The sequence below is a fragment of the Tenacibaculum sp. genome (assembly GCF_050290165.1).
In the GTDB taxonomy this organism is placed as follows: domain Bacteria; phylum Bacteroidota; class Bacteroidia; order Flavobacteriales; family Flavobacteriaceae; genus Polaribacter.
In genome coordinates this window covers 361,243-381,662 of record NZ_JBNKHD010000015.1, presented here as the reverse complement: position 1 = coordinate 381,662, position 20,420 = coordinate 361,243, and the positions used below count along the sequence as shown (strand labels likewise).

Sequence of the window (20,420 nt, the reverse complement as noted above, 5' to 3'; positions counted from 1 at the left end):
AGTAGGGCTAGGCCTCATATCTTTTCTTCTTATTTATGTTATTTTAGTAGCTAAAAATTGTAACTAGTTTAAAATCATGAAAAATAAGAAAAACTTAGTAACCTACCTTTTAAAATCAGGAGTCTTCTTTTTAAGTCTTTCAATACTACTATGGAATTGTCAAGATGAAAGTATAAACCTTAACAATCAACTAGACTCTAAAATTCAAGAACAGTTTATATTAGAGAATTTCGACAATTCACTTGTAAAAAACAACTTAATAGTTAATTGGAATGATTACATAACTGTTAATGATGAAGCAAATAATACTATCCTATATGAATTTAACACCTCACTTTCAGGTAAAAGTACCTCTCCTAATAAAGGACAAAACCTATTTTATAGGTACAAGGTACTTGCTACAGAAAAATCTTTAAACGAATTTTCTTTTAACATTATAAAGTTTGTTGCTAACTCTAAAGAAGAAGTTCAAGAAGCTTCCTATATACAAACCAATACTTTTACTGGTACCATACAGGAATATAATCTTTTAGGAGAAACAATTAAAATAGAAGCCTATAAAAAAGGAGAATTAGTTAGTGAAATAGATAACAAACTCAAAATACATAATAATTATGCTTCTAAAACCCCTTATATGGGTAGATATATACTTGTTGTTACCGATTATTATGTAGATTGGTATAAAGGAGGAGGCGACGGAAATTTTGTATATATGTTAAGTTCATATGAATCAACATCAGTAGAATACGTATATATAGAAGATGAGTATACTGGAGGTGATGGAGGCGATACACAAACATATCATTCGCATTATGATGCCCCTCATGGACCTTCACTCGGGTTAAACAACCACTCTGTAGAAAAAATTTTAGATAATACTAGAAACCCTTGTGTAAGCGCTATTATAAAGGCTTTACAAGAAAAAGACATGAAAGGTGCATTAGTACCCGATTTAGAAGGAATGGGGCATTTATCGCAAATAATTTTAGATTTGTTTGATCACTCTCAGACGTATAATTTGACTTTTGATATAGGACAATTAAATACAATAGGTTCCAATGTAAACGGAAATACCAATGGGTTTAATATTACCTTAGATACCGATTTGGTAAAAGATGCCACAAAATTATTTATTGCCAAAACCGCTATACATGAAAGCTTACATGCCTATATTCATTATGTAATGAGAACATCTCCCACATCCAGTATGTATAGTACATTAATGTCTTTACATAAATCATCAGGAAATAAATCTAATTTAACAGAGCATGAGTTTATGGGACAATATGTAGAAGCCTTGGCTTATTCTCTTTCTTCTTACGATAACCATCAACAAAATATAGATTATTATAAAGCTCTATCATGGGCAGGTTTAGAATCGTCCAGTGCTTACCAAAGTTTAAGTAGCACCGATAAAACAAAAATTCAAAATATAATACAAAATGAAAGATATACAAAGAGTGGTGCTAAAAGCACTAAGTGTTAGTCTGTTATTAACTTATTATTGTTGTAAGACCCCTAAAAAAATAGTTAAGGAGGATACTAATCATTTTACTATTGAAAGATTAAAATCTAATGGGAATACCTCTTTAACTTTAGAAGCATATGATTATAATTCTAAAGAAAAAATAGGCGGATATGTGGAAATAAATAATGTGTATGTAAATTTTAAATATCTAGAGAATCATTTTTTACCCATTGTATTAGATGTCAAAGCAGAAAACAGTTTTAATATTTTATTTCATTTTGTTGGTAGTAAAAGTTTGAAAATAAATAAATTAAAAGTTTTTGAAAAAGATTCTATAATTATTAAAGCTTATTTACAAAACGAAAATATTGTAGATTAATCTATAAGACAAATAGAGAAAGAAAAAGAAAGATATGTTAAAAATGAGATTAAGGTTGTTAATACTAAAGACACCAACTATTTTTAAAACAATAGCTGTTCTAATTTTTATAACGAGTTGTTCTTCAAACAAGAATACAATCAATAAAGTAAATAACGAGTATGAAGTTTTAAGTTATATTTTAAAAAAATCTAAAGGGAATATTTATTATAAAACAATTACAGAAGAAGGAAATATACCTATAGAATCATATGTAAAAAACAGATACTTAGAGTTTTATTTATGTAGTAATGGTATCTATTCTCCAATTAAAATACCTAAAGAAGAAGTAGTTTTTTTAAAACAAAAAGTTAAAAGTATTTCTGTTCAGAGAATAGACAAACTATTTCCTGACCTTAAAGATAAAACTACTAAAAAAAAGATACGTTTTAAAACTTCATTTATTTCTATGCCTATTTTATTTAGAAATAATACAATGGCTATTTATTATGCAACACAAACTTATGGAGGAGAATTTAAACTACTACGAAAAGTAAATGGAGAATGGGAAACTATCTGTGCCAATTCGGTTTGGATAGAATAAATCAAAAAAATAGAAAAATTAACACTAATGCGAAGCATAATTAGAATAGGTTTAATTCTTTTATTCATCTTAAATCTGACCTCATGTAAAGCAGTTCGTAATGATATAGTAGACAATAACTATAAATTAGAAAAAATCAAATCTAAACAAACCGATTTTTCAAGTATTGTAGTTAATGCTTATGATTTTGAAAACAAAAAAGAATTAGCAGGAATCGTATATGTAAATGATGTGGTTTTTTTTATGGAGTTTGATGAAAACAAAAAAAAGGTAAAGCCTTTGGTAATCACACCAAATACAAATAACTATTTTGATGTTGAAGTTTCTTATATAAGAAGGTATACGGTTAAAATTGATAAGTTTTTTGTCAAAAGGGGTGATTCTATAGTTATTAATGCTTATTTAAAAGAAGATAAAAGACCTATTATAGATTAGTTTATAATATTGGTAGAAAAAGAAAATGAAAGATATACAAAAAGTACTAAATGTTAGTTTGTTACTAGTTTTTTGTTGTTGTATAACAGCATGCAAAACTCCTAAGGAAATTTATACGGTAAATAATAAAAACTACAAAATTGAAAGATATAAATCTAAGGGGCTTTTTACTGGTATAAAAATACAAACATATGATAATATTAAAAAAAATCTATTATTACCTTCAACAAAGGTAATCAATAATGTATATCTAGAAGGGACTGTATTTAGCTTGGGTCTAGGAAAACATAATTTGTCAATACTATATCCAAGTAAACAGAATATAGATATAAAACTTATTATTAAAGAAAAAGATTCCATAGTAATTAAAGCTCATTTACAAGATGCAACAATTATAGACTAATTTATATGAAAAAGAAAAGAATGGGAAACTATTTGTGCAAATTCGGTTTGGATAGAGTAAATAAAAGATATAAAATAAGTACTATACTATTAATAAAAGCATCTATTAATTAAAACAAAAAACCTCACTTATATAAGTGAGGTTTTTTAATATATTACTAAGAATTAATTAAAAAGTTTTAAGCGCTTAAAACTTCTTGTACTTTATCAGCTGCTTCTTGGAACTCAGTTGCTGAGATAATTTCCATTCCGCTATTGTCAATTAATTCTTTTGCTTCTTTTGCGTTTGTTCCTTGTAAACGAGCAATAATAGGCACATTAATTTTGTCACCCATGTTTTTGTAAGCATCAACAATACCTTGTGCCACACGGTCACAACGAACGATACCTCCAAAAATGTTTACTAAGATAGCTTTTACGTTAGGATCTTTTAAAATGATTCCAAAAGCAGTTTCAACACGTTGTGCATCAGCAGTACCACCAACATCTAAGAAGTTAGCTGGCTCACCACCTGCTTGCTTAATTAAATCCATAGTTCCCATTGCTAAACCAGCTCCGTTTACCATACATCCAACGTTTCCATCTAAATCTACATAGTTTAATCCTGCTGCATTTGCTTCAACTTCAATAGGATTCTCCTCACGGAAATCACGCATTTCTGCATAATCCTTATGACGGTACAAAGCATTATCATCTAACGTTACCTTAGCATCAACTGCCATGATTTTATCATCAGATGTTTTTAATACTGGGTTGATTTCAAATAAAGACGAATCAGACTTTACATATGCTGTATATAATGCAGTAACAAATTTTACCATTTCTTTAAAAGCTGCACCGCTTAACCCTAAGTTAAATGCAATTTTACGAGCTTGGAAAGGTAATAATCCTGTTGCTGGATTAATTTCTTCTGTAAAAATTAAGTGTGGAGTTTCTTCTGCCACAGTTTCAATATCCATACCTCCTTCAGTAGAATACATAATCATGTTTCTACCTGTAGCACGATTTAATAAAACTGACATATAAAATTCATCTGGTTCACTATCTCCAGGATAATATACGTCCTCAGCTATTAACACTTGGTTAACTAATTTACCTTCAGCAGAAGTTTGAGGAGTAACTAACATCATTCCTAAAATGTCATTAGCAATACTTTTAACCTCTTCTAAGTTTTTAGCTAACTTAACACCTCCACCTTTTCCACGACCACCTGCGTGTACTTGAGCCTTAATTACGTGCCAACCAGTACCTGTTTCTTCTGTTAATTTCTTTGCTGCTTCAACAGCTTCTTCTGGTGTATTCGCAACAATTCCACGTTGAATACGAACGCCAAAACTGTTTAATATTTCTTTACCTTGATATTCGTGTAAGTTCATTCGATATGAATTTTAAAAGTCGAACAAAAATACAAATTCAATTGATAATACCTTATAATTTGGAGTTTAATTTATTATAAATATTGTCAACGATCTGTAAGCCTCACTTTCACATATTTTTAACACTCTATGTGTAACAACCCTTTTTTTAACATGTCTTTAGTGTAATTAACATGATTTTGTGATTTATTGCTATAGATCATAAATATTTTAGCGAAACCAATAATTATATTTTCAATCAACTATGCATAGAATTATCGCATTAATTATTACAGTCCTCCTCTTTTCTGAAATAACAACAGCACAAACCATTAATCAAAACAGAAAAAAACTAGAAGCTGTAAGAGTCCAAACACCCCCTAAAATAGATGGAGAACTAGATGATGAAGCATGGGATAACGTTCCTATTGCTAAAGATTTTGTAATGATGCGTCCTGATAATGGCAAACCAGAACCTAGTACTCATAAAACGGAGGTGAAATTAGTATACGACGATAATGCTATTTACATAAGTGCTTTAATGTATGCTCCAGATCCTACCAAGATTCCAGCCGAATTTACCAATAGAGATAATATTGGTAACGCTGATTTCTTTTTAATTACTATAAACCCAAATGATGACGGACAAAACCCTTTTGAATTTATTGTAACGAGCTCTGGAGTACAAGCAGATTCAAAAGTATCGAATGGAAATGAAGATTTTAATTGGAGTGCTGTTTGGGAAAGTGATTTTAAACTTACTGATAATGCTTGGATTGTTGAGATGAAAATACCTTATAGAGCCTTACGATTTGCCAATGCTCCAATTCAATCATGGGGAATCAATTTTCATAGAAGAGTGCAAAACTTAAATGCTCAATTTACATGGAATCATATTGACAACCAACAAGGTAATTGGACACAGTATGATGGTATGTATGAGAATTTTAAAAATATAAAACCTCCTACTCGATTAAACTTTTATCCGTATGCATCTGCAACGACAACTACTTCAGAAGGTAAAACAGATTTTGATTGGAGTGTGGGTATGGATGTAAAATACGGAATCACAGAAAACTTCACATTAGACGCTACCTTAATTCCAGATTTTAGTCAGGTAGGTTTTGATGATGTTACCTTAAACTTGGGACCTTTTGAACAACAATTTACGGAACAACGTCAGTTTTTTACTGAAGGAACGGAATTATTTGGTAAAGGACGATTATTTTATTCAAGAAGAATTGGTTCAAAACCTATCGATCAATTTGCTAATGAACGTAAAGATGATGAGGATTTTGTTGATGGTAAAAAAGTGAATGATGAAGTTATAGATGTTCCTGATAAAGTGCAAATGCTAAATGCTATAAAAATATCAGGAAGAACTAAAGGTGGTTTAGGAATTGGTTTTTTTAACGCCATTACAGAAAAAACAGAAGCTACTGTTGAAAGAACTGAAAAGACAATTAACGGCTTAGATACCATTACCAACGTTAGCACCTATAAAACTACGGTAAATCCATTTTCAAACTATAACATACTAGTGCTGGACCAACAGTTTAACCAAAATTCTGCAGTAACTTTAATCAACACAAATGTAACTCGTGATGGTCGATTTAGAGATGCTAATGTTACAGGATTGCTATGGCATGTTGAAGATAAAAAAAGTAGATACAATATCGACGGAAGTTTTAAAATGAGTAATATTTCTGATGATGAAGACTATCCTAGTACAGGATACGCTTTTGATACCAGTATTGGAAAGCAATCAGGAAATTGGCGCGGAGAGATTGGGTATAATTTTGAAAATAAAGACTTCAACCCTAACGACATGGGGATTCTCTTCAGTAATAATGAACAAGCTATCTATGGTTTTGTTGGCTTTCGATCATTAAAACCAAAAGGTCTTTTTAATGATTATAACTTTAACGTGTATTACAATATCAACTTTTTACATAATCCAGGTACTTATGTTGGTACCAATGCTGGTTTATCTTTTTGGGCACAAACTAAAAAGCGATTTGGCTTTGGGGGGAATATAAATTACAGTACAGAAACAAGAGACTTCTTTGAACCAAGACAAGGAAGCACTAGTGGTATTTATTTTAACAGACCTGAAAGGTTAAATGTGAATCATTGGGGGTCTACTGATTACAGAAAGAAATTTGCTATTGATTATGATTGGTACTATACCTTTTTCAAAAACAACCCAAAAGAAAGTTATGGCTTCGGGGTTTCTCCAAGATATCGTTTCAACAACCAATTTTCCTTAATCTATGGTTTTAGATATGGAAAAACTAATAACGGGCAAGGATATGTAACTAAAATTAGTGAAGATGATGTTGAAGAAGATTCTACTCTAGCTCCATTGGAAGGTGATATTATTTTTGGGCAACGTGATTGGACCACTTATAATAACTCATTAACAGGAAAATATAGCTTTAGTACAAAATCTTCATTATCGCTTTCTTTTAGACATAATTGGAGTAAGGTCCCTTATAAGGACCAATTCTATAGCTTAAATGAAGATAATGGTGAACTAATAGCAAATAACTATAAGGAAAATTATGATAAAAACTTTAATAGTTGGAACGTCGATTTAAATTATGTATGGCAATTTGCTCCTGGAAGTCAATTAATTGTTTTCTATCGAAATTCAATACGACCTGACGATGATTTTGCTCCTGCTAAAATTAGCTTTAAGAACAATATTTCAAAACTCTTCGATGAAAATATGCAACATAGATTTTCTGTTCGATTAGTATATTTTATTGATTACAATAACCTAAAAGACATATTTTAATAGATCGTTTATTTATTATTTGAAATCAGATAGGCTTTAAAAGTCTATCTGATTTCTTTTTTATACATTCGTTACTTTGAAAATGAAACCATGATTGTAGCTAAAAATATCCATAGGCATTATGGAAATGTTGAAATTTTAAAAGGAGTAAATCTTCATATTAAAAAAGGAGAAATTGTAGCCATTGTTGGTCCATCTGGAGCAGGAAAAACAACACTATTACAAATTTTAGGAACTTTAGATAAACCTTTGAAAGATCAAAACTATGAGCTTTCTGTTAATGGCATTTCAATCAAAAACTTAAAAGACAAAGAAGTTTCTTCTTTCAGAAACAAACATGTAGGTTTTATTTTTCAATTTCATCAATTATTACCTGAGTTTACTGCTTTAGAAAATGTTTGTATTCCAGCTTTTATAGGAGGAAAATCAAAAGCAGAAACCGAAAAAAGAGCCAAAGAATTATTAGCTTTTTTAGGATTATCTCATAGAGAAAATCACAAACCTAATGAGCTTTCTGGAGGTGAACAACAACGTGTAGCTGTTGCCAGAGCTTTGATAAATGAACCTGCTGTTATTTTTGCTGATGAACCTTCAGGGAATCTCGATTCTGTTTCAGCAAAAAACTTACACGAGCTATTTTTCAAATTGCGTGATGAATTTGGGCAAACTTTTGTATTGGTTACTCATAATAAAGATTTAGCACAAATGGCTGATAGAACCTTAACTATGAAAGACGGAATTATTGTTGAATAATGGAACGTTTTTAAGTTTCTATATATCTATAGTAATATTAAATACACTAAACTATGCAAGAAACTTTTTACGAGCTTATCAACTATTTAAAAAACCCTATTTTAGAAAAAGATGCCAATCAAGATACCTTGTACCGACTTCAAAAATTCTTGCATCTTTTAATAATAAGTATATTAACTGCAATGGTTAGTTTAGTTTTAATAGGTCTTGTTGATAAACTTGGATTAGTTAATTTAGCTAAAGATCACAAAGCTGAAGAACTATTTAAGTCTCTTCCTAAAATTGTTGTTTTTTTCTTAGTAGTTATTCTTGCTCCCTTACTTGAAGAAACTTTTTTCAGAGCTCCTCTAACAGTTTTTAAAAAAGGAAGACAATTTAGGATTGCTTTTTATGTTTTTGCTGTTCTATTTGGCTTTCTGCATATCAATAATTATCAAATTTCTACAAACGTACTATTACTATCTCCTATTTTAGTTTTACCTCAAACTTTATTAGGATTCTATTTAGGTTTTATTCGTGTTCGCTTTGGCTTACTTTGGGCCATGGCCTTGCATGCTGTTTACAATGGAGTTTTTACAGGAGTGAGTTTTTTAGGAGATTTAATATAAAATGAACAAAAAAGAACTGAAAGATTTTCTAGACGAAAAGGTTATACAATATAATAATCCTGATTTTATTGATAGTGACCCTATTCAAATTCCACATGAGTTTTCGTTAAAAGAAGACATTGAGATTGCTGGCTTTTTAGCGTCAACCATTGCTTGGGGAAATCGTAAAATGATTATCAACAATGCTCATAAAATGATGGATTTAATGGGGAATTCTCCGTATGATTTTGTTATGAATCATTCTGAAGAAGACCTTGCTAATTTTGACGGTTTTGTTCATCGAACCTTTAATGTGGATGATTTTAAGTTTTTTATTCAATCACTAAAGAACATCTATCTACATCATGGTGGATTAGAAGCTGTTTTGAAACCTAAAAATGATGCTGATAATTACCAGCATGCCATTCATCATTTTAAACAAGTCTTTTTTGAAATCCCTCATCAACCAAGAACTTTAAAACATGTTTCTGATCCATTAAAAGGTTCAGCATCTAAAAGAATTAACATGTTTTTACGCTGGATGGTGCGCGATAATAATACAGGGGTTGACTTAGGAATATGGAAAACACACTCTCCAGCACATTTGCATTGTCCGTTAGATGTGCATACAGGAAATATTGCTCGAAAACTAAAAATTCTTACTCGAAAACAGAACGATTGGAAAGCTATTCAAGAGTTAGATATTGTTTTAAGAGGATTTGACAAAAATGATCCTGTAAAATATGATTTTGCCTTATTTGGATTAGGAGTTTTTGAAAAGTTTTAATTTTTCCTAAAAAAGTATTTATTTAGTTGACATGAAAAATAACCTAACCAAAATGATGGCTTTAGACATTTATGTGTCTAATTTAGAAGAAGAAAAATATTCCGAAATTACTACTGAACTTCAACCTTCTTCTAAAAAAAGTGTAAATCTTATAAGCTGGGGAATTCAAGATTTATTTTTTGAAAAAGAACTATTCAATGACCTTGATACTATAAAAACCTTCTCTAAAAACTTCAACTGGAAAGACAATGTTTCAACAGTTATAAAAGAGAATTATTACGAATCATTAGTTCTTACCGATGCCGAAAAAAAAATAATTTGGGTAAGTAATGGTTTTACCAAAATGACGGGGTATGAAAAAGAATTTGCATTGAACAAAACTCCCCGTTTTTTACAAGGTAAAGAGACTAAAGAAACTACTAAAAAGAGAATTCAAAAGAAACTTCAACTTGGAAAACCTTTTAAAGATGTAATCATCAATTACAGAAAAGATCAATCCACTTATAAATGTGAATTGCATATTATTCCCTTACACAATAGTAGTAATTCAAAAATCACACACTTTTTAGCCTTAGAAAAAGAAGCTGTATAACTTACTTTATCAGTTTTAAATCACAATACCAAAAACTTCTATCATAGTTTTTAGTTGTGGTTTCTTTTTCCTTTTTAGTTTCTTTTGAGTTTTGGTAACAGTTATCATCATCACTTTTATGGAGTGTATACGATTTTAACACCTTCTCTCCTATTTCAAATTCTACTGGTTTCTTAAAAATGGGGCCATCATAGCAAAAGGTATGAAACTCTCCATTCTCTCCACAAACATCAATACCTTCAGGAAGTTCGTTTATAAAATCTTCGTCAATTACCCTTCCTACAAACTCTTCCCCTAACAATTTGGCATTAACACAAACAGTAATCGTTTTAAAGCCTAACGACAAAAATTCACGTAATAATTCTTTGGTGTCTTGTTTCCAAAGTGGGTATACTCCTGTAATTCCTACCTCTTGTAATTTTGAGTCACGGTAAGCTCTTAAATCCTCTAAAAAAATATCTCCAAAAACTGCGTGTTGTAAACCATCAGATTGTAGCTCCGCGGTTTTCTCTTTCATCTTTTGATTGTACAATTCCATAGTAACTTCAGCAGGAAAATATATTTTCTCTAAAGGTATTCCAATACTTTCTGCCTGTGCATCTAACAATTCTTCATGCAACCCATGCATTGAAACACGCTGATAATCCTGATTTACATTGGTTATCAACTTTTGCACATCAAATTCTTTTTGCTGTAATATTTTATATAATGCTAACGATGAGTCTTTTCCTGAACTCCAATTAAAATAGGCTTTTTTCATGTGACAAATATGCATAAAAAAACCTGCATTTCGCAGGTTTGATTTTATTTCCTCTTTTGATTTAAAGGAACAGGTCTTTCTTGTTTTACTACAGGTTTTCCATGTAAGTCAAAATCTCCTGCATCGAAAATTTCGATATCAATAAATTCTCCTAGCTTGATGTAATATTCACGAGCATCCACAATAACGTCGTTATCTACATCTGGTGAGTCAAATTCTGTACGTCCATAGTAGTATTCTCCATCTTTTCTATCAAACAAACATTTGAATGTTTTCCCTATTTTTTCTTGATTCAATTCCCAAGAAATTTGAGATTGCACTTCCATAATTTCGTTCACACGTCTGAACTTTACATCAGCAGGCACATCATCTTCTAAAACATACGCTCCCGTATTTTCTTCGTGTGAATATTCAAAAGCACCTAAACGCTCAAAACGCATCTCCTCTACCCAATCTTTCAATTCTTGGAATTGCTCTTCAGTTTCTCCTGGATATCCAACAATTAACGTTGTACGAATGGCCATATTTGGCACAGCCTCACGGAATTTGTAAATCAACGCTGTGGTTTTTTCATGTGTCGTACCACGCTTCATCGATTTTAAAATCTCGGTGTTGATATGCTGTAACGGAATGTCTAAATAATTACAAACCTTTGGTTCGTTTTTCATCACTTCTAATACATCCATTGGGAAACCTGATGGGAAAGCATAATGTAAACGAATCCATTCTATTCCATCTACTTTTACCAATTCTTTAAGCAAATCTGCTAACGCACGTTTTTTATAAATATCTAACCCGTAATAAGTTAAATCCTGAGCAATTAGCATAATTTCTTTGATACCTTTTTCGGCTAACTTCGTCGCTTCGGTAACCAAATCTTCAATTGGAGTAGAAACATGTTTACCTCGCATTAAAGGAATCGCACAAAACGAACATGGACGATCACAACCTTCAGCTATTTTTAAATACGCATAATGATCTGGAGTCGTTGTTAAACGTTCACCGATTAACTCATGCTTATAATCTGCTTCCAATACTTTTAACAAGTTTGGTAAATCGTGCGTACCAAAATACTGATCCACATTGGTAATTTCAGCTTCTAAATCTGGCTTATAACGCTCACTTAAACAACCGGTTACAAACACTTTATCAACTTCGCCTTCTTCTTTCTTTTGTGCGTAGTGTAAAATAGCCTCTACACTTTCTTCTTTAGCTTTACCAATAAAACCACAGGTATTGATTACTACAATATTTCCTTCGTCATTTTCATCTTCGTGAACCACCTCTTTACCATTGGCTTTTAACTGCCCCATTAACACTTCGCTATCGTAAACGTTTTTAGAGCAACCTAAAGTAACTACGTTGATTTTGTTTTGTTTTGTTGTCTTTGTACGCATATTGTAAAAAATTCAATGTGCAAAGATACAGCCTAAAAAAGTTATGCAAAACATATTTTTATTTTATATTTGGCCTGCTATAAACTCAAATACTTATTATGCTATGAAAAAAATACTATTATCTTTTATTATTTTATTTTCTATTTCATGTTCAAATAGTGAAAGTGATGACAACCTTAATGGAGATAACCCAGATGAAGGTGCTGATGTTGTTATAGATAATGGCAACTCTGACTCCTCTTGTCCAAAACCTTTAGGTTTAGAAATAATTTCTGACTATACAACTTCAACTTCAGTTATATGTAAATGGGCAGATTATGATAATACTCAATTATTTAATATTGAATATGGAGCTAGAGGCTTTTCCATTGGTGATGGTACTAGAATTAGCACAGGTGATAAATCTAAAGAGATTACTGGACTTACTGGCAATACTGAATATGACTTTTATGTTCGATCTAACTGTGGAGGCGAAAATTATAGTGAATGGGCAGGACCACACAGTTTTATTACTAAGTCAGGTACTGTTTCTGATTCTTTTACTGGTAATTACTTAATCGAAGAAATTACAAATATAGGTTCTAATGGCCCTGTATTATCTAATGGCTCAATTGTAACTTTAAGTATAAGTGGTCAAGATAATAGGCGTAAATTTGACACCAAATTTTTCCCTGACAATTGTAGTCCTATATATACTTTTTATTTTGTCCTTCAAGAAAATGGAACCTTAAACGTTCCTCTACTTCAATCTGCTTGCTCATGCAATGGAAGTTATTATTTTGGTCCCTCTAATGAAGATAGTAGTTATAACCTTAATAACGATAGTGTTTTTTATTTGAAGTTTTCATCAGATGTTTATAATGACTGTTCTAGTGGAGTAAAACAGGTTACTTATAAATTTACAAAACAATAAAATAGAATAGAATAGAATATATTTAATAAAAAGAAAAAGCAGCTTTAAAAAGCTGCTTTTTCTTTTTATTAGTTTTCCTTTTCTACTTAAAAAACGAATCTACAAACCTTTGTTAGTTAAACGCTTATAAATCATCAATACCCTTTCCTACTCCAATATACTATGAAGAAACTCTCTTTTATTTACCCATTTAAGACTAGCTTGATTTTTAGTCCTGTTTTAGATAACTTCGTTATTAGAGAATATGCACTTAAAAACTAAATTAATCGCTATCAAACACTAATGAACGAACTCAAAAGATTGCTACAGGATTTAATCGGACTCACGGAAAATGAGTTTCAAACGTTTTACAATCAATTAGAAAAAAAAGAATACAAAGCAAAAGCATTAGTAATTAAAGAAGGAAAAAGTGCAAAGTATTTATACTTTGTCACATCTGGACTCTTTAGAACATTTAAGTATATAGAAGACAAAGAGTTTACTACCTATTTTGCCTGTGATAAACAATTTATAACGGTTTTTGACAGTTTTATATACCAAACTCCTTCTCACGAATTTTTAGAAACTCTAGAAGATAGTATCGTATATAAAATATCTTTTGAAAGTTTAGCCCAACTATATAAAAAGTCTCCTAATTTTGAAAAGTTTGGTAGAGTTTTAGCCGAGAGAAATCATCTTTGTGCGCAACAAAGAGCTCTAACTATGCAAACAAAATCGGCCAAGAAAAAGTATTTAGATTTTATAAAGAACTACGATAAAAAAATTGTTTTAAGAGCTCCTCAATACCAAATTGCCAGTTTTCTTGGTATAGCTGCTGAATCGTTAAGCAGAATTCGAAAAGAGGTGGTTATTTCCTAACATTTGTCAAGATAAAAATAGTTTCCTCTCATTTTCTTTGTTTTTATAAATCATAAAATAAATACAATGAAAATCGTATCGATGGCAAAATATGCCATTCTCTTATGCTTAGTTATTTTTATAGCTAGTATTGCATTTAAATCTTGTTCAATTAGTCCAGAAGCTTGGTCTCCACCATCACCTCCAAAATTAGAAGGTGCACTCCTTGAAAATGAATTATTAAGTACCACCAAACACATCAACTTAGATGGTTGGTATGGTCCTGAGGATATTGCAGTAGATAAGCAAGGAAACCTATATTGTGGAGTTCATATTTCTGAAACAGACTTTTCAGATGGTCTAATTTTAAAGATTGATCCATCAGGAAAAGTTTCCGTCTTTTGTAATACAGAATCTTGGGTTGCTGGACTTCATTTTGACAGCAATCAAAACCTAATTGCTTGTGACTTAGAAAGAGGTTTAATCAGTGTTGACAAAAAAGGAAAAATCACAACTTTAGCAAGTGAAGATGAACACGGAAATAAATTTCTTATCCCCAATGATGTAGACATTGCTTCGGACGGAATTATTTATTTTACCAACACCTCTTCAAAACTTCCCTTTAGCAGAACACATATTTGGAAACTATTAATGGAAGCGAAACCCGACGGAGGTCTTTATAGTTACAACCCTAAAACCAAACAAGTAAAAACACTTATAGAAGGCACTTATTTTGGAAACGGAGTTGCAGTTTCTCAAAATGATGATTTTGTTTTAATGGTAGATTTAGCGAAATATAGAGTCCTGAGATACTGGTTAAAAGGAAATTACAAAGGAACAACAGATGTGTTTTTAGACAACTTACCTGGTTTTCCTAATGGAGTTTCTAGAAGGTCTGATGGTAGCTTTTGGCTTGGGTTTTCAACTAAAAGAGATCTTTCTTTAGATGAAATACATCCTAAGCCACTTGTAAAAAAGCTAGTTTATGGTCTTCCGCTATTTCTACAACCTAAAGTAGCACCTTATGGAATGATAATGCATTTGAGTACGGATGGAAAAATTTTAAAAACTTATTATGATACTACGGGTAAAATTGTGTCAGAAGCAAGTTCTGTTGAAGAACATGACGGTTATCTTTATCTAGGTGGAGATGTTTCTAATCATATTGGAAAATATAAATTAGAAGATTAAAGTAGCTAAATCATAGATACAACAATAACTAGAAAACCCTTTAGTAAAGAGTTTTTTAGTTATAACATATATTAAATAAACATCTTCCCTTATCTCATGTATTTCTAAGATTTAGCTTTTATTTCAACCTTTAAAAGTAGTTTGGCTTTTAGTCTTGTTTTCAATAACTTGCTCACATCATAATTATTAAAACAAAAGATTTAAAACTTTTGTTATTTGTATCAACTTAGACTAAAACCCAAAATGAATATCTTATTAAAAATTGCTCTATTCTTTTTATTTCTTTTTTATAGTAGTACTACTATGTATGCCCAAGCTAAACTTGAAAAGAGTTTAATTACAGAAAAAGAAATCAATAAATCCATTTCACCTTCAGAAAAACATACTTATACTTTCAAATTAGAAAATGGTATGGCCATTATTGGAGAGTTAACTCAAAAAGAGATAGATCTTGTTATCGATATTTACAATCCAGACGACGTATTTTTAAAACAGGTTGATAGTCCAAATGGAAAAAACGGCATAGAGCCCATAGATTTTACAGCAAACAAATCTGGGGTGTACAAACTAGTTGTTCATTCACTAGATAAAAAAGCTACCAAGGGAAGCTATACTTTACAAATTCAGCAAATATTGAGCTTAAAAGACAATATGAAACGAATAGCTAAAAAAGAGCTTCCTACTAAGACCTTGTACAACTTATGGGAAACTTCATTAACCAATAATAATGCTATTGATGATTTTATCTCTAAACATCCAGAAAAGCACATTATTGAACCTATTGAAGGGAATAACAAGGAAATGTTAGTCACCTATTTTTGTGTTCCTCATGAAAATACGGAATATATAATGTTAAGTGGCGGACCTGATTTTTTAGGTTTACGTTTTCAAAAATTAACCAATACTAAATTATTTTTTGTTACTCAACGAGTTCCTAAAGACGCTCGTTTTAATTATGGATTCAATTATTTTAACTTAGTTAAAGCGGGACCTAATAATGAAATTGAATCAAGAAGTGTTGAACATGCTTATGACGGGACTCTGGAAATGCCCGAAGCTCCAAGACAAATTTATATTTCTGAAAAAGAAGGTGTCGTTAAAGGTAAACTTTTCCCTACTTCACTATTCAGTAAAATTCTAAAAGAGGAGCGAAAAATCTCTGTTCATACTCCAGCTAATTACAACTCCAACATCCCTCATAATCTGCTCATTATTTTTGATGGTGAGGCTTATGGAGGTAGACCAAATAGAAGGTCTAGAATACCAACTCCAACAATAATGGACAACTTAATAGCTGATAATAAAATTCCTCCAACTGTTACAGTTTTAGTATGGTCAATGGGTAAAAGAGGGAAAGATTTAATAAATGAAAATTTTGGAAATTTTATAGCTGAGGAACTTATTCCTTGGGTTCGCTCTAAGTACAATATTTATCCTCAAGCAAACAAAGTTGTCTTAGCAGGTTCAAGTAGAGGAGGCTTCGCTGCTAGCTATATAGCTTTAAAACATTCCAATGCTATAGGAAATGTACTTTCTCAATCTGGTTCTTACTGGATTAAAGGAACAAAAAATGAGAACCATTGGATATATCCTGAAGAAAACGGGAAGCTTATAGATGCCTACAAGAAAAGCAAACAGTTACCTATCAATTTTTATATGGATGTTGGACTTTACGACGCTGGTGCATCCATGCTTGGAATGAACAGACAATTCAGAGATATACTGGAATTAAAAGGTTATAAAGTTGATTATCGTGAGTTTAAAGGCGGACATAGTTATGTAAATTGGAAAGGAACACTTGCAGACGGAATAATCTCATTAATAGGTACTCATAACTAATTTTTACTTTTATAGACCCCTCAAGTTATAAGCACAAAAAACTCCCTAAATGGGAGTTTTTTATTTATACTGAAATTCCTACCTACGCAGGAATAGCATTTACTATTTAAAAAACGAATCTACAAATTCATGTTTATTAAACACTTGTAAATCGTCAATACCTTCTCCTACTCCAATATATTTTACAGGAATTTGAAATTGGTCAGAAATACCAATAACTACTCCTCCTTTAGCAGTACCGTCTAATTTGGTTACTGCTAATGAAGTTACTTCCGTTGCTTTGGTAAATTGTTTCGCTTGTTCAAAGGCATTTTGTCCTGTAGAGCCATCTAACACTAACAATACATCATGTGGTGCATCTGGTACCACTTTTTGCATTACACGTTTAATCTTGGTTAACTCATTCATTAAGTTTACCTTATTGTGTAAACGACCTGCGGTATCGATAATAATAACATCGGCTCCTTGGTTTACCCCTGACTGTACGGTATCATATGCCACAGATGCAGGATCAGAACCCATTTCTTGGCGTACAATTGGCACATCAGTTCTATCTGCCCATACTTGTAACTGATCTATAGCTGCAGCTCTAAAAGTATCAGCAGCTCCTAAAACCACTTTTAAACCTTTCTTTTTAAATTGTGAAGCTAACTTACCAATCGTCGTTGTTTTCCCCACTCCGTTCACCCCTACTACCATTAATACATATGGTTTAGTATTAACAGGAATGGTAAAATCGGTTTCATCGCCTGTATTCGTTTCTGATAATAAACCTGCAATTTCTTCTCGCAAAATTTGGTTTAACTCATCAGTCCCTAAATACTTATCACGCGATACACGCTCCTCTATTCTTTCAATAATTTTTAAAGTAGTGTCTACTCCTACATCAGACGATACAAGTACTTCTTCTAAATTATCTAACACATCATCATCAACCTTTGCTTTTCCTGCAACTGCTTTTGATAATTTAGAGAAAAAACTTGTTTTGGTTTTTTCTAATCCCTTATCTAAGGTTTCTTTTTTCTCTTTTGAGAAGATTTTCTTAAAAAAACTCATTGTTAAATTTTATAATCGCTAATAATAGGTTAAAAACTATACCATTTTATTAATACGGTCAAATTGTCATTATATTGTTACCTCATTGATAGAAACTGAAACATCTTTTAAAGACCTTAAGCTATGCTATAGATTTGAGACTGTCAAATATAAAAAAAGCTACTCTCTGATGAAAGTAGCTTTTCTTTAAACTGTATACAAGAATTACTTTTTTGCTAAAAAGTCATTCACTCTATCTGGATCCATAATAGCCTCAACAAAAGTGTAAGCACCTGATTTTGGTGACTTTACCATTTTGATAGCTTTGGTTAATCTTTTCGAACCTGTTTGTAAAGTTGCTACTGATTTCTTTGCCATTTTAATTAAAGTTTACGCCGTAGCTAATTATTTAATTTCTTTATGAACTGTCATCTTCTTTAAGATTGGATTAAATTTCTTTAATTCCATTCTATCTGGAGTATTCTTTTTGTTCTTTGTTGTAATATAACGAGAAGTTCCTGGTTGTCCAGAAGCTTTGTGCTCAGTACACTCTAAAATTACTTGAACTCTGTTTCCTTTTTTTGCCATCTCTCTAAAATTTTATCTAAGTAAGGAATTATTTAGTTAAGAAACCATTAGCTCTTGCTTCTTTAATAACCGCAGAGATTCCTTTTTTATTAATATTTTTTAATGCAGAAGCAGATACTTTCAAAGTAATCCATTTATCTTCTTCTGGAATATAGAAACGCTTAGTCATTAGATTAGCGTTAAATCTTCTTTTAGTTCTATTTAAAGCGTGAGATACATTATTACCTACCATCGCTTTTTTTCCTGTTAATTCACAAACTCTAGACATCTTCTTGACAGTTTTTAGTGTTATTTCTAAACGAGGTGCAAATTTATGCATTTTAATTTATTGCACAAAAATATTCTCGGTTAAATTTTAAATTATTTTAATCCATTCAAAACTTAGGTTCAGCATCTAACCTATTTGGAAGCGTAACGGGCGCAAAAATACTAATTATTTTAATATGATTGATTGTAAAAGTTCTAAAGATTTAGTTACCGTTCTATTGATTACTTTTTCTCTAGGTTGCCCAAAGTTAAACTCTTGCACTTCCACTCCATTTTTACTAGCAATGGCAATATATACCAAACCTACATTCTTATCGTTATGATCCGTAGTTGGTCCTGCATTTCCTGTAACTGCTATAACATAATCCGTTTGTAATTTATCTAAACATCCTTTTGCCATTGCAACTGCAACTTCTTTACTTACTACCGTAAATTGATCAATTATTTCTTTCGAAACTCCTAATAGCTGTTCTTTTAAAGCTGCTGTATATGTTACAAATCCACCCATAAAATAATTGGAAGCCCCAGAAACAGAAACCATAGTGGATGCTATTTTTCCTCCTGTTAAACTTTCAGCAGTCCCTAGAGTTTTTCCACGTTGTTGTAACAGTTTCCCAACTTCTTTTTCTAGTGAAGTCTCATTATCATCGCCAACTATAATCTCTGGAATTAGAGCATATAATGCTGCAACTTGCTTCTCCATCTCTTGTGCTAGCAATTCTTTATCATTTCCTTTTGCTGATAAACGTAAACGAACGCTACCATATGATGGTAAATAAGCTAGTTTTATAAAATCAGGTAAATCATCTTCCCATTCTGAAATTCTTTCAGCAATAATGGTTTCACCTGTGCCCACCGTCATAATCGTTCTATGCAAAATAAAAGGTAGCTTAAAAGTTGATTGAAGTCTTGGTAACACTTCATGTGTCATCAACCCTTTCATTTCATACGGAACTCCAGGAAGCGATACAAAAACAGTATTATTTTCATAAAACCACATTCCAGGTGCCGTTCCCAAACGATTCATTAATAAGGTTGCTTTAGAAGGAAGCTGTGCTTGATACTTCTGAATTTCGTTAAACGGATGATTTACTTTCTTAAATAAATATTTAATATTATCAATCACCTCCGAGTATTCAACAACCTTTTCATCTTGAAAATATTCAGCAATTGTTTTTTTAGTAATATCATCTTTGGTTGGTCCTAATCCTCCAGTAATAATGACAATATCTGCTCTACCTTCTGCTTCTTTTAACGCATTTAGTATATGTTGCTTTTCATCTTGGATAGAAGATATTTGATAAACTGAAACTCCAATTTTATTAAGTTCCTGACCAATCCATTGCGAATTGGTATCCACTATTTGCCCGATAAGAATTTCATCTCCTATCGTTATAATTTCTGCATTCATTTATTTATTTCTAAAAAAGAATCCCGCCGAAGCGGGATATT

At 31.4% G+C, this 20,420-nt stretch carries 22 protein-coding genes; 14 read left to right on the top strand and 8 right to left on the bottom strand.

Features of this window, described 5'->3' with window-relative positions; translation table 11 throughout:
- Nucleotides 1-76: 76 nt before the first annotated feature.
- Genes ACQY6M_RS12955 through ACQY6M_RS12935 form a run of 5 tightly spaced genes read left to right on the top strand, consistent with a single transcriptional unit; the run spans nt 77 to nt 3,268 of the window.
- Entirely contained in the window at nt 77-1,486 is a 1,410-nt protein-coding gene (locus ACQY6M_RS12955) for a hypothetical protein (RefSeq protein WP_428742304.1), read from the top strand.
- On the top strand, nt 1,443-1,847 hold the full coding sequence (locus tag ACQY6M_RS12950) for a hypothetical protein (protein WP_428742303.1): 405 nt from the start codon (nt 1,443-1,445) through the stop codon (nt 1,845-1,847). Before ACQY6M_RS12955 ends, ACQY6M_RS12950 begins: the two co-directional genes overlap by 44 nt.
- A 43-nt stretch (nt 1,848-1,890) precedes the next feature.
- Nucleotides 1,891-2,430, top strand: a complete 540-nt coding sequence (locus ACQY6M_RS12945; protein ID WP_428742302.1) for a hypothetical protein — start codon at nt 1,891-1,893, stop codon at nt 2,428-2,430.
- Nucleotides 2,431-2,457: 27 nt separating this feature from the next.
- Entirely contained in the window at nt 2,458-2,865 is a 408-nt protein-coding gene (locus ACQY6M_RS12940; RefSeq protein WP_428742301.1) for a hypothetical protein, read from the top strand.
- Nucleotides 2,866-2,890: 25 nt separating this feature from the next.
- The gene (locus tag ACQY6M_RS12935) at nt 2,891-3,268 is read left to right on the top strand and encodes a hypothetical protein (protein ID WP_428742300.1); all 378 of its coding nucleotides are present in this window, start codon (nt 2,891-2,893) and stop codon (nt 3,266-3,268) included.
- A gap of 178 nt (nt 3,269-3,446) precedes the next feature.
- Here the strand turns inward: ACQY6M_RS12935 and sucC are convergent, their stop codons facing one another.
- Nucleotides 3,447-4,643, bottom strand: coding sequence for an ADP-forming succinate--CoA ligase subunit beta (gene sucC, locus ACQY6M_RS12930; protein WP_428742299.1), 1,197 nt, complete (start codon nt 4,641-4,643; stop codon nt 3,447-3,449).
- A gap of 244 nt (nt 4,644-4,887) precedes the next feature.
- Between sucC and ACQY6M_RS12925 the strand changes: the two genes are divergently transcribed.
- The 5 genes from ACQY6M_RS12925 to ACQY6M_RS12905 all read left to right on the top strand — a co-directional run bounded on the left by ACQY6M_RS12925 (nt 4,888) and on the right by ACQY6M_RS12905 (nt 10,141).
- Nucleotides 4,888-7,422 carry a DUF5916 domain-containing protein gene (locus ACQY6M_RS12925; RefSeq protein ID WP_428742298.1) on the top strand — a complete coding sequence of 845 codons (2,535 nt, stop codon included), beginning with the start codon at nt 4,888-4,890 and terminating at the stop codon, nt 7,420-7,422.
- 90 nt (nt 7,423-7,512) lie between these two features.
- Nucleotides 7,513-8,175 (top strand): ABC transporter ATP-binding protein, encoded by a 663-nt coding sequence (locus ACQY6M_RS12920; protein ID WP_428742297.1) that lies wholly within the window; start codon nt 7,513-7,515, stop codon nt 8,173-8,175.
- A gap of 53 nt (nt 8,176-8,228) precedes the next feature.
- Nucleotides 8,229-8,783: a CPBP family intramembrane glutamic endopeptidase gene (locus tag ACQY6M_RS12915; RefSeq protein WP_428742296.1), complete on the top strand. Its 555-nt coding sequence runs from the start codon at nt 8,229-8,231 to the stop codon at nt 8,781-8,783.
- 1 nt (nt 8,784) lies between these two features.
- The gene (locus tag ACQY6M_RS12910; RefSeq protein ID WP_428742295.1) at nt 8,785-9,549 is read left to right on the top strand and encodes a TIGR02757 family protein; all 765 of its coding nucleotides are present in this window, start codon (nt 8,785-8,787) and stop codon (nt 9,547-9,549) included.
- A gap of 31 nt (nt 9,550-9,580) precedes the next feature.
- Nucleotides 9,581-10,141, top strand: a complete 561-nt coding sequence (locus ACQY6M_RS12905) for a PAS domain-containing protein (protein ID WP_428742294.1) — start codon at nt 9,581-9,583, stop codon at nt 10,139-10,141.
- Between the two features lies 1 nt (nt 10,142).
- Here the strand turns inward: ACQY6M_RS12905 and ACQY6M_RS12900 are convergent, their stop codons facing one another.
- Nucleotides 10,143-10,901: a diphthine--ammonia ligase gene (locus tag ACQY6M_RS12900; RefSeq protein ID WP_428742293.1), complete on the bottom strand. Its 759-nt coding sequence runs from the start codon at nt 10,899-10,901 to the stop codon at nt 10,143-10,145.
- 44 nt (nt 10,902-10,945) lie between these two features.
- Entirely contained in the window at nt 10,946-12,298 is a 1,353-nt protein-coding gene (rimO, locus tag ACQY6M_RS12895; RefSeq protein ID WP_428742292.1) for a 30S ribosomal protein S12 methylthiotransferase RimO, read from the bottom strand.
- Nucleotides 12,299-12,401: 103 nt separating this feature from the next.
- Between rimO and ACQY6M_RS12890 the strand changes: the two genes are divergently transcribed.
- From ACQY6M_RS12890 to ACQY6M_RS12875, 4 genes are all read left to right on the top strand, one after another.
- A complete protein-coding gene (locus ACQY6M_RS12890) occupies nt 12,402-13,211 on the top strand; it encodes a fibronectin type III domain-containing protein (RefSeq protein ID WP_428742291.1) in 810 nt (269 codons plus the stop codon).
- A 282-nt stretch (nt 13,212-13,493) separates the two neighbouring features.
- A complete protein-coding gene (locus ACQY6M_RS12885; RefSeq protein WP_428742290.1) occupies nt 13,494-14,069 on the top strand; it encodes a Crp/Fnr family transcriptional regulator in 576 nt (191 codons plus the stop codon).
- A 66-nt stretch (nt 14,070-14,135) separates the two neighbouring features.
- Nucleotides 14,136-15,239 carry an SMP-30/gluconolactonase/LRE family protein gene (locus ACQY6M_RS12880; RefSeq protein ID WP_428742289.1) on the top strand — a complete coding sequence of 368 codons (1,104 nt, stop codon included), beginning with the start codon at nt 14,136-14,138 and terminating at the stop codon, nt 15,237-15,239.
- 243 nt (nt 15,240-15,482) lie between these two features.
- Nucleotides 15,483-17,078 (top strand): alpha/beta hydrolase, encoded by a 1,596-nt coding sequence (locus tag ACQY6M_RS12875; RefSeq protein WP_428742288.1) that lies wholly within the window; start codon nt 15,483-15,485, stop codon nt 17,076-17,078.
- A 102-nt stretch (nt 17,079-17,180) separates the two neighbouring features.
- Here the strand turns inward: ACQY6M_RS12875 and ftsY are convergent, their stop codons facing one another.
- From ftsY to ACQY6M_RS12850, 5 genes are all read right to left on the bottom strand, one after another.
- A complete protein-coding gene (gene ftsY / locus ACQY6M_RS12870) occupies nt 17,181-18,134 on the bottom strand; it encodes a signal recognition particle-docking protein FtsY (RefSeq protein ID WP_428742287.1) in 954 nt (317 codons plus the stop codon).
- 204 nt (nt 18,135-18,338) lie between these two features.
- Nucleotides 18,339-18,491, bottom strand: coding sequence for a DUF4295 domain-containing protein (locus tag ACQY6M_RS12865; RefSeq protein ID WP_428742286.1), 153 nt, complete (start codon nt 18,489-18,491; stop codon nt 18,339-18,341).
- 27 nt (nt 18,492-18,518) lie between these two features.
- Nucleotides 18,519-18,701, bottom strand: a complete 183-nt coding sequence (gene rpmG, locus ACQY6M_RS12860; protein ID WP_013070733.1) for a 50S ribosomal protein L33 — start codon at nt 18,699-18,701, stop codon at nt 18,519-18,521.
- 28 nt (nt 18,702-18,729) lie between these two features.
- Nucleotides 18,730-18,969: a 50S ribosomal protein L28 gene (gene rpmB / locus ACQY6M_RS12855; protein ID WP_028893013.1), complete on the bottom strand. Its 240-nt coding sequence runs from the start codon at nt 18,967-18,969 to the stop codon at nt 18,730-18,732.
- 165 nt (nt 18,970-19,134) lie between these two features.
- Nucleotides 19,135-20,379 carry a competence/damage-inducible protein A gene (locus ACQY6M_RS12850; RefSeq protein WP_428742285.1) on the bottom strand — a complete coding sequence of 415 codons (1,245 nt, stop codon included), beginning with the start codon at nt 20,377-20,379 and terminating at the stop codon, nt 19,135-19,137.
- Nucleotides 20,380-20,420 lie beyond the last annotated feature (41 nt).

Excerpts from the sequence above, each read along its gene's own strand:
- ACQY6M_RS12955 (WP_428742304.1), top strand. The coding sequence starts at position 77 with ATGAAAAATAAGAAAAACTTAGTAACCTACCTTTTAAAATCAGGAGTC.
- ACQY6M_RS12950 (WP_428742303.1), top strand. The coding sequence starts at position 1,443 with ATGAAAGATATACAAAGAGTGGTGCTAAAAGCACTAAGTGTTAGTCTG.
- ACQY6M_RS12945 (WP_428742302.1), top strand. The coding sequence starts at position 1,891 with ATGAGATTAAGGTTGTTAATACTAAAGACACCAACTATTTTTAAAACA.
- ACQY6M_RS12940 (WP_428742301.1), top strand. The coding sequence starts at position 2,458 with ATGCGAAGCATAATTAGAATAGGTTTAATTCTTTTATTCATCTTAAAT.
- ACQY6M_RS12935 (WP_428742300.1), top strand. The coding sequence starts at position 2,891 with ATGAAAGATATACAAAAAGTACTAAATGTTAGTTTGTTACTAGTTTTT.
- sucC (WP_428742299.1), bottom strand. The coding sequence starts at position 4,643 with ATGAACTTACACGAATATCAAGGTAAAGAAATATTAAACAGTTTTGGC.
- ACQY6M_RS12925 (WP_428742298.1), top strand. The coding sequence starts at position 4,888 with ATGCATAGAATTATCGCATTAATTATTACAGTCCTCCTCTTTTCTGAA.
- ACQY6M_RS12920 (WP_428742297.1), top strand. The coding sequence starts at position 7,513 with ATGATTGTAGCTAAAAATATCCATAGGCATTATGGAAATGTTGAAATT.
- ACQY6M_RS12915 (WP_428742296.1), top strand. The coding sequence starts at position 8,229 with ATGCAAGAAACTTTTTACGAGCTTATCAACTATTTAAAAAACCCTATT.
- ACQY6M_RS12910 (WP_428742295.1), top strand. The coding sequence starts at position 8,785 with ATGAACAAAAAAGAACTGAAAGATTTTCTAGACGAAAAGGTTATACAA.
- ACQY6M_RS12905 (WP_428742294.1), top strand. The coding sequence starts at position 9,581 with ATGAAAAATAACCTAACCAAAATGATGGCTTTAGACATTTATGTGTCT.
- ACQY6M_RS12900 (WP_428742293.1), bottom strand. The coding sequence starts at position 10,901 with ATGAAAAAAGCCTATTTTAATTGGAGTTCAGGAAAAGACTCATCGTTA.
- rimO (WP_428742292.1), bottom strand. The coding sequence starts at position 12,298 with ATGCGTACAAAGACAACAAAACAAAACAAAATCAACGTAGTTACTTTA.
- ACQY6M_RS12890 (WP_428742291.1), top strand. The coding sequence starts at position 12,402 with ATGAAAAAAATACTATTATCTTTTATTATTTTATTTTCTATTTCATGT.
- ACQY6M_RS12885 (WP_428742290.1), top strand. The coding sequence starts at position 13,494 with ATGAACGAACTCAAAAGATTGCTACAGGATTTAATCGGACTCACGGAA.
- ACQY6M_RS12880 (WP_428742289.1), top strand. The coding sequence starts at position 14,136 with ATGAAAATCGTATCGATGGCAAAATATGCCATTCTCTTATGCTTAGTT.
- ACQY6M_RS12875 (WP_428742288.1), top strand. The coding sequence starts at position 15,483 with ATGAATATCTTATTAAAAATTGCTCTATTCTTTTTATTTCTTTTTTAT.
- ftsY (WP_428742287.1), bottom strand. The coding sequence starts at position 18,134 with ATGAGTTTTTTTAAGAAAATCTTCTCAAAAGAGAAAAAAGAAACCTTA.
- ACQY6M_RS12865 (WP_428742286.1), bottom strand. The coding sequence starts at position 18,491 with ATGGCAAAGAAATCAGTAGCAACTTTACAAACAGGTTCGAAAAGATTA.
- rpmG (WP_013070733.1), bottom strand. The coding sequence starts at position 18,701 with ATGGCAAAAAAAGGAAACAGAGTTCAAGTAATTTTAGAGTGTACTGAG.
- rpmB (WP_028893013.1), bottom strand. The coding sequence starts at position 18,969 with ATGTCTAGAGTTTGTGAATTAACAGGAAAAAAAGCGATGGTAGGTAAT.
- ACQY6M_RS12850 (WP_428742285.1), bottom strand. The coding sequence starts at position 20,379 with ATGAATGCAGAAATTATAACGATAGGAGATGAAATTCTTATCGGGCAA.